Source organism: Citrobacter sp. TBCS-14, assembly GCF_005280805.1.
Lineage (GTDB): Bacteria > Pseudomonadota > Gammaproteobacteria > Enterobacterales > Enterobacteriaceae > Citrobacter > Citrobacter gillenii.
In genome coordinates, this window is sequence record NZ_SZWM01000164.1 from 502,277 (window position 1) to 517,666 (window position 15,390).

Consider the following 15,390-nt stretch of genomic DNA (forward strand, 5'->3'; position numbering starts at 1 on the left):
ACGGGCAGCAGAGATTACAGAGAGCGGCTGTTCAGGAAGTCAATCAGCGCGGCATCGCGTTGCAGATGTAACCCTGCTTGTTCGACGGTCGGCGGAATATCCACATGCGTAATAAAATCGCGACCACGGGGTCCATAGCCAGTTTCATCATCACGCAGACGCGGAAGCTCACCGGTAATAAGAGACAGGTAGCGGTCCACCGACCACAGACCTTCAGCGGTTGGTGCGAAATCCACGCCGTCGCCCTGTAGCGTTAACGCAGGGACAAAACCAGGGAAGCTGAGCCAGCGCGGCGCCTGCGGATCGTCACGCGTGACGCGCTCAAAAGTCGCCATGGTGCGGCGCTGCATGGTGGGGTCCTGCACCACAATCACGGTTTCCATGGTCTGGGTTGCCTGACGCAGTAACGCACAGCTAAAGCGGGCATTCTCCCCACAGTTGGTGGATTGGTCCTCCACCCAAATCGTCTCACCGGGAATGTGCCAGAACTGGTGTGCGATATCGGCAAGGATCGCCGCTTCTGTGCGTCCGGCGGTACGCAGGGTGTTATAGCGTGGGTGCTGCGCGATGGCGGCGTACAGAAAGGTCGTGGAATGACCGATACCGCCACTAATCAGCAACGGAACCTGTTGTTCTTTCGCAATCCGACACGCCGCGTCGATGGTCGGGATCACCGCATTCCCGGCCAGAATCACGCAATCAGCCTGAACCGTGATATTTTCGGCGAAATCATTCTGCGCCAGCCATTGCCCCACGGTGTTAATCGCCGTAAGGGTGCTGGCGGAGAGTGGCGGAAACTGTCTCATGTTCATGACTCCTGGTGTTTATTCTTTACCGGGTTCAGTAAGCCTGATAAGTGCAGCACCATCAGGCACTGCACCGTATATCGCCGGATGGCGGCGTCGCCTTATCCGGCCTACAGCCCCACCACGCGTTAACCCGTAATCTGATCCATCGCCTGCAGGATACGCTTATCCGAAATCGGATACGGCGTACCAAGCTGCTGGGCAAAGTAGCTGACGCGCAGTTCTTCTATCATCCAGCGGATCTCTTTGACATCGTCATCTTCGCGACGCGCGGGCGGCAGTTTATTGAACCACTGCTGCCAGGCCTGCTGCACGCTGTCCACTTTCAGCATCTGCGCACGATCGCGGTGCGGATCGATGGCCAGTTTCTCCAGACGTTTCTCGATAGCCTGCAAATAACGCAGCGTATCGCCCAAGCGTTTGAAGCCGTTGCCGGTAACGAATCCACGGTAAACCAGTCCGCCCATTTGCGCTTTGATATCCGAAAGCCCCAGCGCCATGGTCATGTCCACGCGGCCTTTCAGGCGTTTATTGATATTGAACACCGCCGTCAGGATCTGTTCGACCTGCTTGGCAATCTCCACCACGGTGTCGTTCAGTTCGGCGCGCACTTTTTCGTGCAGCGCCGCAAAGCCCTCTTCCGTCCACACCGGGCCGCCGTTGGCGTCGATTAATCGATCCACACCACAAGAAATACAGTCATCAATCAAATCCAGCACTTTGCCGTACGGGTTAAAGTACAGCCCCAGCTTGGCTTTATTCGGCAACTTCTCGTGCAGATACTTGATGGGCGACGGAATATTCAGCAGCAGCAGACGGCGTAACCCGCTCCACATAGCCTGCTGTTGTTCCAGCGGATTATCAAACAATTTGATAGCCACGCTGTCGCGTTCATCCACCAGCGCGGGCCACGCTTTGACTTTATAGTTACCGCGTTTTTGCTCGTAGCTTTCCGGCAACTGGCCGAAGCTCCAGATGTGCAGCCCGCTCTGTTCGATGCCGTCATCCGCCACCGCCGACAGCGTTTCCTGCACTTTGCCTTTCAGCGTGTCTTTCAACGCCTGCAGCGAACGACCTTCCTGCAGCTTCTTGTTTTTATCATCCACCACCCTGAAGGTGATTTTCAGGTGATCGGGCACCTGATCCCAGTGCCAGTCGTCGCGGTCAACGGTAACGCCAGTCATCCGGCGCAGTTCGCGCTCCAGCGAGTCCAGCAACGGCAGTTCCAGCGGCGTTACGCGGCCTAAAAACGCTTCCGCATAGTTTGGCGCTGGCACAAAGTTGCGTCGCACCGGCTTCGGCAGCGATTTAATCAAGGCGATCACCAGTTCACGACGCAGCCCCGGAATTTGCCATTCAAACCCGGACTCTTCGACCTGGTTTAACAGCGGCAGCGGAATATGTACGGTGACACCGTCGGCGTCAGCGCCGGGTTCAAACTGATAGCTCAGTCGTAGCTTGAGATTGCCCTGATGCCAGAAGTTCGGGTAATCCAGCTTGCTGATTTTTTCCGCGCCCTCTTTGATGAGCATGCTCTTTTCAAAGTTGAGCAGGTCCGGCGTTTCACGGCTGACCTTTTTCCACCAGCTATCAAAATGGCGGGCAGAAACCACATCATGGCTGATGCGCTGGTCGTAAAATTCAAACAGCGTTTCATCATCGACCAGGATATCGCGGCGGCGTGATTTGTGTTCTAACTCTTCCACTTCCGCCCGCAGCTTCAGGTTGTCGCGGAAAAACGCATGCCGGGTCTGCCAGTCGCCTTCCACCAGCGCGTGACGGATAAACAGTTCGCGTGACAGCGCAGGGTCTATCAGGCTGTAGTTGACCTTACGCGCCGCGACAATCGGCAGCCCGTAGACGGTGACTTTTTCTGTCGCCATCACCGCACCCTGCGCGCGCTCCCAGTGCGGTTCACTGTACGAGCGTTTGATCAAATGCTGGGCAACCGGCTCCACCCACTCAGGGTCAATACGCGCGGCAATACGTCCCCACAGTCGGCTGGTTTCCACCAGTTCTGCCACCATCGTCCACTTCGGCGGTTTTTTGAACAAACCGGAGCCGGGGAAGATCGAAAAACGAGCGTTACGCGCGCCGGTAAATTCCTGCTTATCGGCATCTTTCATCCCGATATGCGACAGTAAACCGGTCAGCAGCGCGACGTGGATCTCCCGATACTCAGCAGGCTCGCTGTTAACCGGGATCCCTAACTCTTTCACCACCTGACGTAGCTGGGTGTAAACATCCTGCCATTCACGCACGCGCAGATAGTTGAGGAAATCGAGTTTACACTGGCGGCGGAACTGATTCGACGACAGCGCTTTTTGCTGCTCGCCAAGGTAATTCCACAAGTTCACAAAGGCGAGGAAGTCGGACTCTTTGTCGTGGAATCGACGGTGTTTTTCGTCAGACGCCTGCTGTTTGTCCATCGGACGCTCACGCGGATCCTGAATGGACAGCGCCGAGGTAATAATCATCGCCTCACGCACGCAGCCATGCTTCTGCGCTTCCAGCACCATCCGCGCCAGACGCGGATCCACCGGCAACTGACTGAGCTGGCGGCCCAACGGCGTGAGTTTATATGCGGTTTGCTGTTCATCAGTGGTGATTGCGCCCAGCTCTTCCAGCAGGCGCACACCGTCCTGAATATTGCGTTTATCCGGCGCTTCCACGAACGGGAACGCGGCGATATCGCCCAGCCCCAGCGCGGTCATTTGCAAAATGACGGAGGCCAGGTTGGTACGCAAAATTTCCGGATCGGTAAATTCCGGGCGCGACAGGAAGTCGTCTTCGGAATACAAACGAATACAGATCCCTTCAGATACGCGTCCGCAGCGGCCTTTACGCTGGTTGGCGGAGGCCTGCGATACCGGTTCAATGGGCAAGCGCTGAACTTTGGTGCGGAAGCTATAGCGGCTGATACGCGCGGTACCCGGGTCAATGACGTACTTGATCCCCGGCACGGTCAGTGAGGTTTCCGCCACGTTGGTCGCCAGCACAATACGGCGTCCGCTGTGCGACTGGAACACCCGGTTCTGCTCGCTGTTGGAGAGTCGCGCATACAACGGCAACACTTCGGTGTGGCGTAAATCCAGCTTATTCAGCGCATCGGCGGTGTCGCGGATCTCACGCTCGCCACTCATGAAGATCAGAATATCGCCCTGGCTTTCACGTCCCAGTTCATCCACCGCGTCAAAAATCGCCTGCAGCTGATCGCGCTCGGTGTCGTCCGCATCTTCAACAATCGGACGGTAGCGCACTTCCACCGGGTACGTTCGACCGGAGACTTCGATAATTGGCGCGTTATTGAAATGCTTTGAAAAACGCTCAGGGTCGATGGTCGCCGAGGTGATAATGACTTTCAGATCCGGGCGACGCGGCAGCAGCTCTTTCAGATAGCCGAGCAGAAAATCGATGTTCAGGCTGCGCTCGTGGGCTTCATCGATGATGATGGTGTCGTACTGCATCAGCATGCGATCCTGCTGGATCTCCGCCAGCAGGATACCGTCCGTCATCAGCTTAACCATGGTGTTATCGCTAACATGGTCGCTGAAACGCACTTTATACCCGATGCAGCCGCCCGGCTCAGTTTGCAGCTCTTCGGCGATACGGTTAGCTACGGTACGCGCCGCCAGTCGACGCGGCTGGGTATGGCCGATAAGCCCCTTCACCCCACACCCCAGCTCCATACAGATTTTCGGTAACTGGGTGGTTTTACCGGAGCCGGTTTCCCCGGCAACAATCACCACCTGATGGTCGCGAACCGCGTCCAGGATGTCTTGTTTTTTCTGGCTAACAGGCAGGTTTTCCGGGTAGGTAATGTCCGGTCGTGCCGCTTCACGCAGCACAACTTTACCGGCAGCCTGTTCAATCTCTTTTGCCATCTCCTGGTAAATGGCCTGTTGTGCATCAGGATTTTTAACCTTCTTCACGCCGTGCAGGCGGCGGGAGAAACGCTGTTTGTCGCGCAGCATCAGTGATTCCAGCTGCTGCTGTAGCATGTTGAAGGTTATTTTTTGTTGTTCTGTCATAGCGTTAGAGGGCAGTGCTCTGCCGGGTTAAATCTCTTTAAGATGATAGGTATAGAGTACCACATCGGCGCTTTTCATGTGTTGTTCAATAATTTCGAACATAGGATTCGATATATTGCGCTATCACTGCGGCAGGATTGTGAATAAAGTGTCAACAAGCAACGGGGCACATCCCCTTCAAACACATAAAAGGAAACACCCATGAGCAAGGTATTAGTTCTTAAATCCAGTATTCTGGCAGGGTACTCTCAGTCTGGTCAGTTGTCTGATTATTTTGTTGAACAGTGGCGTGAAAAGCACTCTGCTGACGACATCACCATCCGTGACCTGGCGGCAAATCCTGTTCCGGTACTGGACGGCGAACTGGTAGGTGCAATGCGCCCGAGCGATACGCCGCTGACGCCGCGTCAACAGGAAGCACTGGCGCTGTCTGATGAGCTGATTGCTGAGCTGAAAGCCCATGACGTGATTGTGATCGCCGCGCCGATGTATAACTTCAACATCCCGACGCAGTTGAAAAACTATTTCGATCTGATTGCGCGTGCTGGCGTAACCTTCCGTTACACCGAGAAAGGGCCGGAAGGTCTGGTGACCGGTAAACGTGCAGTTATTGTCACCAGCCGTGGCGGTATCCATAAAGATACGCCGACTGACCTGGTTACCCCATATCTGTCGACCTTCCTGGGCTTTATCGGCATCACCGATGTGAACTTCGTGTTCGCAGAAGGTATCGCGTACGGTCCGGAAGTGGCGACCAAAGCACAGTCTGACGCCAAAGCCGCCATCGATAGCGTCGTCGCTGCCTGATAATTCACCCTCTCGCCATCCGGTGGGAGGGTTTTTAACCCACCCAATTTTACTTCTTTGCCCGCATCCGCATCTGCTTGCCGTGAATACGATTGATATCACGCCAGATTATCGAATACTCCCGGCATTTCGCCAGATTCTCTTCCCAGCAATGGCACAAAAATTGTTCAGGCTCCGCAACATCCCGGCTTAACAGTTTGAACAGCCAACGATTCCAGACATACCACTTGAGAAGCCACATGTTTTCACTCCAGGAGACACAGGAGAGGGAATATATCAGCATCAACACCGTCTAGTGTGGCAACTATTGCGCTGGCGAAAACGCTACACCAGCATCATCAACCAGGCCGCCCACAGCGCAGCAACCCAATAAAGCGTACGCCGAAACTGCGCCAATGCCCCCGCCTGGCGCTCGGTCAGGCTCAGCGTCCTCAGCTTGTCGCGCTGCCAGATGGCAAAGAGTGCCTCTCCGGCCTGCACGTTGTTTTGCACATTGAGCAGCGAAAAGTAGCGGGCATCAAGCCACAGGCGCCAGCAGCCAAACCAGACAATGGCGCACAACAGCGCGATAACCGCACGTAGCCCCCCCGACGGTGCGACAACGATCGCCCACACCATGGGTGGGACGCTAAAAAGCAGGATGAAACGCCAGCTTTCCAGCGTGTGTCGTAGCAAATCGCGGTGCAGCGCCTCATCATTCGTTACACCGTCACTTTCTGTTGCCATTGCTGCAGCCTCTCCAGATGTTTATCCGTCAGCACCACCTGCGCCCGACGTTCGCGAATATACGCCACCGCCTGCTCAACGGTTGCCACATGGCCGCATTGCAACAACCACGCCGCAACCACCATCGCACTGCGCGACAGCCCCAGCGCGCAGTGTACCAGTACGGTCCCCTGCTCTTTATGTAGCGTTTCCAGCCAGTCTACCGCCTGTTGTAACTCGGCGTCGCTCGGGATCACCAGATCCAGCATCGGGACGCAAGCGTAGGCGCGCATGGAAGTAGCATGCCCGCGCGCAAATTCAAAGGTCAGGTCAAGTACCGCGTTTTGTTCAGGTATGCGGCGTGGAAAACTACCGAGATAGACGCCAGCGGTAATGTTGCTCAGCGGTGGCAGACGGCGGGTAAATCCGCGCATCGACAGCCACATCCCTACTCGCCAGGGCAGCGTCAGCCCGTACACGGCAGGCGGCAGTCGCCCTTGTTCATCTTTGCCCGTGGTCGCCGCGCCGAATCCGCCGTAGCCATAGCTCACCATCAGCAACGATACAGCAGGCCACAGCAGCCAGGGCGTTAGCCATACGCTGGCAATAGTGCATAACGCGGCACCCGACAAATAACGACGCATCAGCCTTAAGCGCGCCGCATCCGGTTTGCGCCAGCGCCAGCAACGTTTTTCCGGCACCATCCAGTCAATCAGCATGCCTGCCGCCAGCCCGGTAATGATATCGATAAAATGATGCTGCCAGGTGGTGAGTACCGACACGGCGATCAGCAAGAACCAACCGTCACATAACCTGCGCCAACCCCCACTGAGGTGATGACTGAAATGCCGCCACAGCAGCCAGCAGAGAATAATATGCAGCGACGGGGACTGGTTATACGGCAAGTCGAACTGTTCAAGCTGAGCAAACAGCCAGCCTGCCGCGCCGCTGACCTCCGGGCGCGTAAAGCTAAACTGGAGTGGAAACAGCAAAAAACCGACGCAGGCAATCACCGACGCCAGGAACAGACGCAGCACCAGCCGCCGCTGTTCAACGCGCGTGGTGCAGACAAACAGTGACAATCCGTAAAACAGATCCAGACTCCAGTACGGCAGAATAGTCCACGGAAGAAAGGGAATGGCGGACTCCCAGCCAAACACGATGCTGCCCACATTGTCATGCTGCGTGTCCTGCCAGGCAGTAAACTGATTGACCTTGCCATAGGTAAGAAAGAAAAAAGGCGCCAGCAGCATTAGCCAGCCCACCGCCTGTACCATCACCTTACGGCGTTCAGCCCCCACGGCGCACCGCCAGCGAGACAGTGAAAATCCCCCACTCATCAATCAGCTGCGTGCACTTATCAAACCCGGCTTCCCGCACCAGCGCATCCATTTCCCCTTGCGTACGCACGCGCATCACCCAGGCTTTGCCATCTTTGTGACTGGTCAACGACCAGGCGATGGTTTTTAACTGCGGATGCCAGGGCTGCCCGGTGTAGATCAGTACGCCTCCAGGGGCAATCGCGTCAGCCAGCCCGGCGAGCGAATTACGTACCAGCGTATTTTCAGGGAAGAGTTCATATAACCCAGAAACAATACCTAATGTGGGACGCGGTTCCAGCGACGCCAGCTGTTCGCGGTTGAAGGCATCGCCCTGCTCGAAGCGGGCAATTTCAGCCATACCGCGGCTGGCGATCATCTCACTGCCTTTCTTAACATTCAGTTCGCTGTAATCGCGCAGCAAAATCGAGTTGACCGCCGCTTCGCCTTCCAGTGCGTCAAGCACATAGCGCCCGTGTCCGGCCGCGATATCCACTACATGCACTGCGGTTCCTTGCTCTGCCAGTTGCGCCACCGCCTGGCGGATCAGCATCTGCAAATGAACCTTGCGCTGGCGGATCCCCTTCCAGCCCACGCTGTTCAGGTAGTTTTTGTCAATCAGCCGACCCAGCGCGCTGCTGCCCTGAGGCTGGTTGCGATAGACATAATCCAACGTACTACCCGAATCAAAACCGGTCTCAAACCCCAGACGCACGCCCGTTGATTGCGTCCCGAGTAATTTCATCCCATAGCGCAGGCCACGATAGGCAATATCGTCAAGCGAATACGGCGCAGGTCCGCCACTAAGCAGCCGCCAGCTATCTGCTCCGGGGCTCCAGCGGTCTTCATTACGGTAGTCAAAGCGCTGCGGCGGCATCGCGTACAGCGTGTCGATAAAATCACGCATTTTGTCGAACGCCAGATGCCGGTCTTTTTCACCCAGTGTGTCGTGATAAAAACCCGGCAACACGTACAGTTCCTTGAGTGGGCTTCTGAGGCGTTGGTAAAAATCAATTTGCGGCTGGCGATGGACCACAAAATCATCCCCGGAAACCAACAGCTGTACAGGCAGAGTAATGGCGCTGGCATCGCTGACAATACGCTCCGCCGTTTTATAGAGATCGAGCAGGATGTTCACCGCAATCGCCCGGGTGATCTGTTTATCCTGGTTAAAACTCGCCACGCGCTCAGGATCGTGCGTCAGGTATTTGCCCTTGACGTAGGAGTTGACGAAAAACAGGCCGCGCAGGCGATGCATTAAGGCCAGCCCCGGACGGGCAAACGGTACGTACAGTTTGACTTTGAACGCCGGGGACGCCAGCACCAGCCCACGAATGGAAGGCGCATAATCATGAGCCCAGGTCGCTGCCAGCACCGCACCCACGCTTTGCGCCACCACCACCACATCCTCCATTGCAGCCTGGCTGTCAGCAGCGGCAAAGCGCACGAACTCCTCGACATCCTGCACCGAACGTGCAAGCGACGGGCTATATCCGCGCGGTCCTGGCGACTGCCCGTGACCGCGCGCATCCCAGGCATAGAACGCGGTGTCCGGCATCGCAAGCTCATCGACAATGTGTTGCAAACGCCCGGAGTGTTCGTGTCCGCGATGAAACAGGACAATCACTTTTGGCGCAGGACCTGCTGCTAATGCCGGCCAGTGGCGGAAAAACAGCGCGGTGTTGTCGCTGGTCAAAAATGGACGTTCATCGGGCACTCGAATGTTAGTCATGAGGGTGCGGTCCTGTAGTTTGTTGCTGTAGCAGCACCAGCTGCTGTCTGAGATCGTCCATAAAAACGCGTTTATCGCTCTGCGCGACCAACGGTCTGCCAATGTTGACGTCAATAAACAGCGGCAGAGGAATACGATTCCCCTTCGCCATCACGTGCTCCGTTCCGCGCAGCCAGACGGGAATAATCGGTACCGACGGCATACGCTGACTGAGGTGCCAGATGCCGGATTTCAGTGGTGCCAGTATTCCCGGTTCGCCGCGGGTACCTTCAGGGAAAAGGATCAAGATCTTGCCGTCGCGTAAGGCCTGTTCACACTGTGCGAGCGGGTCAGCTTCGCCGCCCTTACGCGTAATCGGAATAATGTTGAGAATATTAAGCGCAAACCAGGCCATCCATTTATTACGCAGAAAATAGTCAGCGGCGGCCACCGGATGGATGGCCCCCTGACGGCGCAGCGCAAACAGCGACAGCAGCGCAAAAACATCCATATGACTGTTGTGATTCGCAACCACAATCGCCGGCCCCTGCTGCGGCAAGCGATCACGGTGCCTGACGCGCAGCCCAAGCCACAGCCAAATTACCGGCCAGACGATGCACAGCGTAAACAGCGTTCGTAGCAATGTGTTGATCATACGTTAATAGTAAAAATAGCGAATGAAGTGGAAAAATACCGGGGCGGTGAAGATCAGCGAGTCCAGCCGGTCGAGAATACCGCCGTGACCTGGCAACAGTGTACCGCTGTCTTTCACGCCAATATCGCGCTTAATGGCCGACATCACCACATCGCCACAGAAACCGCTGATGCCGATAATAAGCCCTGCCAGCATCGCCATCGGGATGCTTAACGGTGTCATGAGCGGGCCCAGCACCGCCGCCGCAAGCGTGGTGGTTGCCACACCGCCAACCAGTCCCGCCAGGGTCTTATTGGGGCTGATCTTAGGGATCACCTTGATACGGCCCATTGATTTTCCCCACAGGTACTGGGCAATGTCGTTGAATTCCGTTAAGCCGACGAGGAACAGCACCAGCAGTGCCCCGGTCTGCTTGCCGTCATCAGGCAGCACCAGCAAAAACGCCACGTGACTGAACGCAAACACGGTGGTCATCAAGCTCCAGTGATGCTGGGAGGCGTAGCGTAAAAATCCCTGCGTATCGCCAGCAATCACCATGCGCACCGGCAAGAATAAGAACGCATACACCGGAATAAACACCACGAACATGCCGTACCAGTTGATACCAATCAGCCAGTAGTTAATGGGGATCGCAATAAACATCCACAACAGCGGCATACGGTCGGTCTGGCGCGATGGGGCCAGCGTTAAAAACTCTTTTAACGCCATAAAGCTCACCAGCGCGAAGAAGGTCAACGCCAGCCAGGGCGGGCTTAAGATAGCCAGTGAAAACAGTACAATGATCACCCACCAGGTGCGAATACGCAGCGTCAGCTCACGCCAGTCTTTACCCGGTCGACGCCACACCAGCAGACCGTTTGCCAGTGTCGCTATCACCAGCAGGGCAAAAATCACCGCCAGCGATTTTTCCAGCAGCATCATTTCGCCCCCTCGTCACGTAATGCGCTCTTACAGCGGTTAACGATAGTCCACAGCAGCAATAGCGTGGCAATGCCCCAAATAACGTTATTCCACTGCGCCACCTGCGGCCACAGCGCCAGCACCAGCCCCCATGTACCGAACACCAGCGCCCTGTCGCTTTTGCCGAACGGTCCGGCATAGCTGCGCACGCCATTGATGGTTTGCGCCAGCACACCGCAGAATTCCGTCATCAAAGCACAAAACAGCATAACCAGTACCAGCAGCGCATTACTGCCGGAAAGCAGCATAAACGGCAGATACAACGCGAGATCGGAGAGAATATCCCCGGTTTCATTGAGAATAGCGCCCAAGCGGGATTGTTGGTTACATTCACGCGCCAGCATGCCGTCCAGCGCATTGAGCGCCATGCGTATAAATAAAACGATGGGTAAAAGAATGAAAAGTTTAGGTTCGGGGAAGATAAACAGCACAGCACCAGTGATAAAAGAAAGCGCCATCGCGGCCAGTGTGACGTGATTGGCGGTGACGCTTTTTTTATCTAACCAGAACATGAGCGGGCGTAAAAGCGCCTGGAAAGCAGGCTTTATCTGATAAAGCGTCATCATCACTCCTTGATAATTTATTGATGCAATTATAGTGGATTAATTAACCATTACCTGCCTGATACTTGCCATTATTTCAAAATGAGATTTAATAAACATATGTTGATTACTTTTTCAACCACTTCCCGTTAATGCCCTGGACGTACTCCCCCGGTTTAGCGCGCGCCACCAGTTTTTGTCCGGCCATTTTTGCCACTTCATCAACAGGAATATTGTTACTCTCAGCCAGTTGCTGGTAGCTGGCGCTACGCGCCTTGTTTATCTCACTCACCAGCGTCTGGGTCTCAGCATCGGTTTGCAATGCCACAAGGTAGCCATTGAGCGTTTCACCCACCCGCCCCTGGTTTCTGGCTTCATTCAGGGTCAGCGCAAACGCATTGGCGCTCAGTAAACTCAGGAGCAACAGGGTCACTTTAAGCGTTTTTTTCATCGTCACCTCAGAATAAATCACTGCGTGATTTCAACAGGCTCTCGACGTCTTTATCGACTTTAATATGGATCTCATGCTCGATTTTGACGTTCATATTGATGGTGATGGGCTCTTTCGGCGCCGCGACTTCAATACGCGGGGTGCAACCTACCAGCAAAGATGACGCCAGCAGTCCCAGCATGGCCGCAATAGTTTTCATTGTTGTTCCTCACATTCCTTGCCTTCCAGGCAATGGGTTTCTGGCAGCGCTGCATTTTGCTCAAGCCATGCCTGTAAATTGTCGCCAAAACGCAAACTGCGCCATAACGTAAAGACGTTTTCTTCATGGGTGTAATTCAAATTCACCGTCCCGACTTTGCCATCTACCCGGCTATTGCCGGTGACGGCTGCCTGCATGGTTAATACGCCAAGGTTATCAAGATTTATTTTCGTCCAGGAATGGGTGATTTCCATATAACGCAGCCAGTTTATCGCCGCACCGGCCGCCATATTGTCTTTGACCACCGCATCCGCCGTGTCTTTATCGATGCGCAACGTCATCGGCCCAGGGTTGGTCAACCAGCCGTCTTTGATAATCCATTTTTCATTGTTTAACCAGAGCGGCAATGCGCCGCTGACCGGCCCGGACATGGCAAACTGTTTGGGATTAACCGCGCTAATCAACTCGCTGGACGAGATATTCTGCACCCGCACTAATGCCGGATCGTGTTGTGGCATACGCAGTTGCTGCATCACTACCTTGCCGCCCAGCAAATCGGCGCTAACATCGCTCAACAGTAAGGGATTATCTTCGCTCCAGGGATAGCCGCCTTGCAGATCCGCGGTGATATTTTTCACCGTGACCTGGTTCACCACCTCTGCAATACGCAATGAAATCGGCCCGCGCGTGCCCAGTTGCCATGCTCCTTCGCTAAAACGAAACGGCAGCACAAAATCGACGCCATTAATCTGGTTGTCGGGCATCCAGGCGCTACCGCCTTTTAATACGCCATGACCGCCTGCCTCAAAGCCTTGTTCTGCGGCGGCGGAGAAGGCAACCTGAGCATACAGTTCGCCTTCGCGCAGGTTCATCTTCCAGTCCGGTGGCACCAGCGGCTGAAATACAGTGAGCGACTGTTTTGGCCACCAGGCCTGACCACGCAAGCGGATCCCGTCCCAGCGACCGTTCAACTGGACCGGGCCAATGGCGCCAGCATGCAGTTGGCCTTTGAACTGGAATATCGTCGGGTCGCTCCCTTCTACGCTGAACTTCAGGGTTGAAGGCGGCAGAGTACTGCCACCGGAGAAGGTGGTTTTCCCGGCGTCCAGCGACAGCGCCCCGCTAAACGTGGGCTGGATCGGGTCTCGCACCCAGACGATCGGCTCATCCATCACCAGACGCGGATTTTCCACCAGCATGGTGCCGTATTGCAGATGGTCAAATCCGGTAGAAAGGTCAAACAGTTTGACGGTGTTGTCGTGCCATTCCCCCTTGCCTGCCACGTCCCAGCGAGCGTGCATCGGGGTAAAACTGCCCTCTCCCCAGTACCGCCACTGCCAGCGACCGGCGTCAGGCAGGAAATCATTAGCCAGACCATCAAGATGCAGCTCAAAACCGCCCATCTGGTTTTCATGGGCGCGTAAAATAGCCTGTAACCGCCCATCCACCCCGCGTTGGGTCACCTTGACACCGGCCAACGGCCAGCGAATTTCGTCTATATCCAGCGAGTCGATAATCCGACCACGAGAACGTAACAGGGCGCCGGGTTCAAAAGCCAGCTGCGGATCGCTCAGACTGCCGCTGAGCGTCGCGGGTAACATCGCATAAAAGATCAGATCACCCTGCTTCGCCTCGCCGGTTAGCTGTAACGGCATGTCGCTGTTGTCCATGCCAAGCGTGCCGGGACCAAAGGTTAACACCGCGTTACCCTTGCCTGCATCACCCTGCGTCAGAATGTTCAAACGCCCGCTGACTACCGCGTTTTCCACACCGGCCTGCCAGTTTTCGACGTTTAAGCCTAAACGACCGCTTAACGGGAAGCCCTGATAGGGCCAGTTCCAGCGCCCGTCGCTCACCGTCAGCCGCTGGCGGGTGATTTCCCACGGCAGATCCAGCAACGGATCTGCATTGTCCCGCGCCATCACGATCAGCTGTCCGCTGTTTTCTCGCCATTCCAGCTCTGCATCCACAAGCGTTGGCTCCTGCGGCAGGCTTAGGGTGGCAACCGCGTGACCGCCAACCGGCAGTCCGTCGGGCACCAGCGGCATCGTAAACTCCCCGACCAGCTTCACCGGTGGTTGCTCTTCAAAAGCCGCCACAGACAGTTCGTTGACCGTCAGATTTTGTCCGTGCAGACGTCCCTGAAATTTAACCTTTTCGCCCTGATAACTGACTTGCTGGATGGCAGGCGTCAGCGAAAGTGACAGTTTGCCCTGCCACTCCTGCCACGGAGATAGAATAAGTTTATCGATGTTAATCCAGGTGTTGGGCAGCATGGATTGCCATTCTGCCAGCGTTTTCGGCGCGGCGGGCGATGGCTCCGTCTGCGGCAGTTTAGCCAGGCAAGCGGAATCCAGTTCAATACTGCCGACGTTCAGCAACCAGCGGCTGGGGTGGGATAAATCCGCCTCGGTGATACGCGCGAGTGGACAATCATCCACCAAATAACGGAGTTCGGGAATATGCAGCCCATGTCGGGTAAGCCGTGGACTCTCGTCCAGCGCAATGCGCGTATCGACAGGCAACCAGATGCCCGCCAGTGTAGGAACCCACAAGCCCAACGTCATCAATAACGTCAGCGGCACAAGGGTCAATAATAAGAGTAGAGCCAATACGGCTTTATATTTACCCTTCATGGGTAGTTAATATCCTGATTTAGCGAAAATTTAAGCCGGTTTCGGCGTCTATTGTGGCATGTTTAGCTAAACATGCCCACCTTAAGAATAGATGCCATTGAAATATATGTAATATTTATAGGTTGTGGGTAATAAAAAATAGTGGTCTCTCAGTGAGATACCCCTGTACCACGTCCGTCAGTGACGCAGAAAACCGACTGTTTTTTCTCCCTATTCGCCCTATACCGTGCCTCATTTCTGGTGAAAGGCAATGCCCAATAATTTGTCGAGAACAATATTAACCAGCGAAATAGCAATCTTCTCAACCTGAGCTCTTGCTGTAATTGCCGCCGTGTTTTTATATTGTCGCAGCAGTTGATCTCTGGCGTAGAGCAACGCCTCCAGTTCACTGTCACTCAGTTTTCCCTGCCCACGAAGACGCAGCCAGTACGCAATTTTCTTACCTGTATCGTTTATTACCTCATCCATATCTTTTGCTGCCGAGAGCAAGAGCGCTTTCAGCTGTTCTTTAATAGATTCAGCAACCTCATTTTTAATCGCATTCATGGCATCATCAATATCTGACATT

At 55.1% G+C, this 15,390-nt stretch carries 14 protein-coding genes; 1 reads left to right on the top strand and 13 read right to left on the bottom strand.

Annotation, left to right across the window (positions count from 1 at the left end; translation table 11 throughout):
• Window positions 1–14: 14 nt before the first annotated feature.
• Window positions 15–812, bottom strand: coding sequence for a YdcF family protein (locus FDX22_RS06105; RefSeq protein ID WP_186805281.1), 798 nt, complete (start codon window positions 810–812; stop codon window positions 15–17).
• A 122-nt stretch (window positions 813–934) separates the two neighbouring features.
• Window positions 935–4,837, bottom strand: a complete 3,903-nt coding sequence (hrpA, locus tag FDX22_RS06110) for an ATP-dependent RNA helicase HrpA (protein WP_146716876.1) — start codon at window positions 4,835–4,837, stop codon at window positions 935–937.
• Window positions 4,838–5,038: 201 nt separating this feature from the next.
• On the opposite strand from hrpA, the gene azoR reads away from it, so the two are divergent.
• Window positions 5,039–5,644 carry an FMN-dependent NADH-azoreductase gene (azoR, locus tag FDX22_RS06115; protein ID WP_115258370.1) on the top strand — a complete coding sequence of 202 codons (606 nt, stop codon included), beginning with the start codon at window positions 5,039–5,041 and terminating at the stop codon, window positions 5,642–5,644.
• Between the two features lie 49 nt (window positions 5,645–5,693).
• Here the strand turns inward: azoR and FDX22_RS06120 are convergent, their stop codons facing one another.
• The 11 genes from FDX22_RS06120 to FDX22_RS06170 all read right to left on the bottom strand — a co-directional run bounded on the left by FDX22_RS06120 (window position 5,694) and on the right by FDX22_RS06170 (window position 15,389).
• Complete coding sequence (locus FDX22_RS06120) at window positions 5,694–5,885, bottom strand: hypothetical protein (protein ID WP_096756937.1); 192 nt, start codon at window positions 5,883–5,885, stop codon at window positions 5,694–5,696.
• Between the two features lie 83 nt (window positions 5,886–5,968).
• The gene (locus FDX22_RS06125; protein WP_146716877.1) at window positions 5,969–6,370 is read right to left on the bottom strand and encodes a hypothetical protein; all 402 of its coding nucleotides are present in this window, start codon (window positions 6,368–6,370) and stop codon (window positions 5,969–5,971) included.
• Window positions 6,346–7,650, bottom strand: coding sequence for a phosphatase PAP2/dual specificity phosphatase family protein (locus FDX22_RS06130; protein WP_146716878.1), 1,305 nt, complete (start codon window positions 7,648–7,650; stop codon window positions 6,346–6,348). The genes FDX22_RS06125 and FDX22_RS06130 overlap by 25 nt, the downstream gene beginning before the upstream one ends.
• On the bottom strand, window positions 7,640–9,400 hold the full coding sequence (locus tag FDX22_RS06135; RefSeq protein ID WP_146716879.1) for a bifunctional alpha/beta hydrolase/class I SAM-dependent methyltransferase: 1,761 nt from the start codon (window positions 9,398–9,400) through the stop codon (window positions 7,640–7,642). The genes FDX22_RS06130 and FDX22_RS06135 overlap by 11 nt, the downstream gene beginning before the upstream one ends.
• Window positions 9,393–10,031 (bottom strand): lysophospholipid acyltransferase family protein, encoded by a 639-nt coding sequence (locus tag FDX22_RS06140; RefSeq protein WP_370316940.1) that lies wholly within the window; start codon window positions 10,029–10,031, stop codon window positions 9,393–9,395. The genes FDX22_RS06135 and FDX22_RS06140 overlap by 8 nt, the downstream gene beginning before the upstream one ends.
• A 6-nt stretch (window positions 10,032–10,037) precedes the next feature.
• Entirely contained in the window at window positions 10,038–10,955 is a 918-nt protein-coding gene (locus FDX22_RS06145) for a phosphatidate cytidylyltransferase (protein WP_117342860.1), read from the bottom strand.
• Window positions 10,952–11,557, bottom strand: a complete 606-nt coding sequence (locus FDX22_RS06150) for a CDP-alcohol phosphatidyltransferase family protein (RefSeq protein ID WP_096756931.1) — start codon at window positions 11,555–11,557, stop codon at window positions 10,952–10,954. Before FDX22_RS06150 ends, FDX22_RS06145 begins: the two co-directional genes overlap by 4 nt.
• 106 nt (window positions 11,558–11,663) lie before the next feature.
• Complete coding sequence (locus FDX22_RS06155) at window positions 11,664–11,987, bottom strand: YdbL family protein (RefSeq protein WP_137399048.1); 324 nt, start codon at window positions 11,985–11,987, stop codon at window positions 11,664–11,666.
• A gap of 7 nt (window positions 11,988–11,994) precedes the next feature.
• Window positions 11,995–12,186 carry a YnbE family lipoprotein gene (locus FDX22_RS06160; RefSeq protein WP_003020350.1) on the bottom strand — a complete coding sequence of 64 codons (192 nt, stop codon included), beginning with the start codon at window positions 12,184–12,186 and terminating at the stop codon, window positions 11,995–11,997.
• Window positions 12,183–14,822, bottom strand: a complete 2,640-nt coding sequence (locus tag FDX22_RS06165; RefSeq protein ID WP_146716880.1) for a YdbH family protein — start codon at window positions 14,820–14,822, stop codon at window positions 12,183–12,185. Before FDX22_RS06165 ends, FDX22_RS06160 begins: the two co-directional genes overlap by 4 nt.
• Before the next feature lie 231 nt (window positions 14,823–15,053).
• Window positions 15,054–15,389 (bottom strand): hypothetical protein, encoded by a 336-nt coding sequence (locus FDX22_RS06170; protein WP_135911980.1) that lies wholly within the window; start codon window positions 15,387–15,389, stop codon window positions 15,054–15,056.
• Window position 15,390 lies beyond the last annotated feature (1 nt).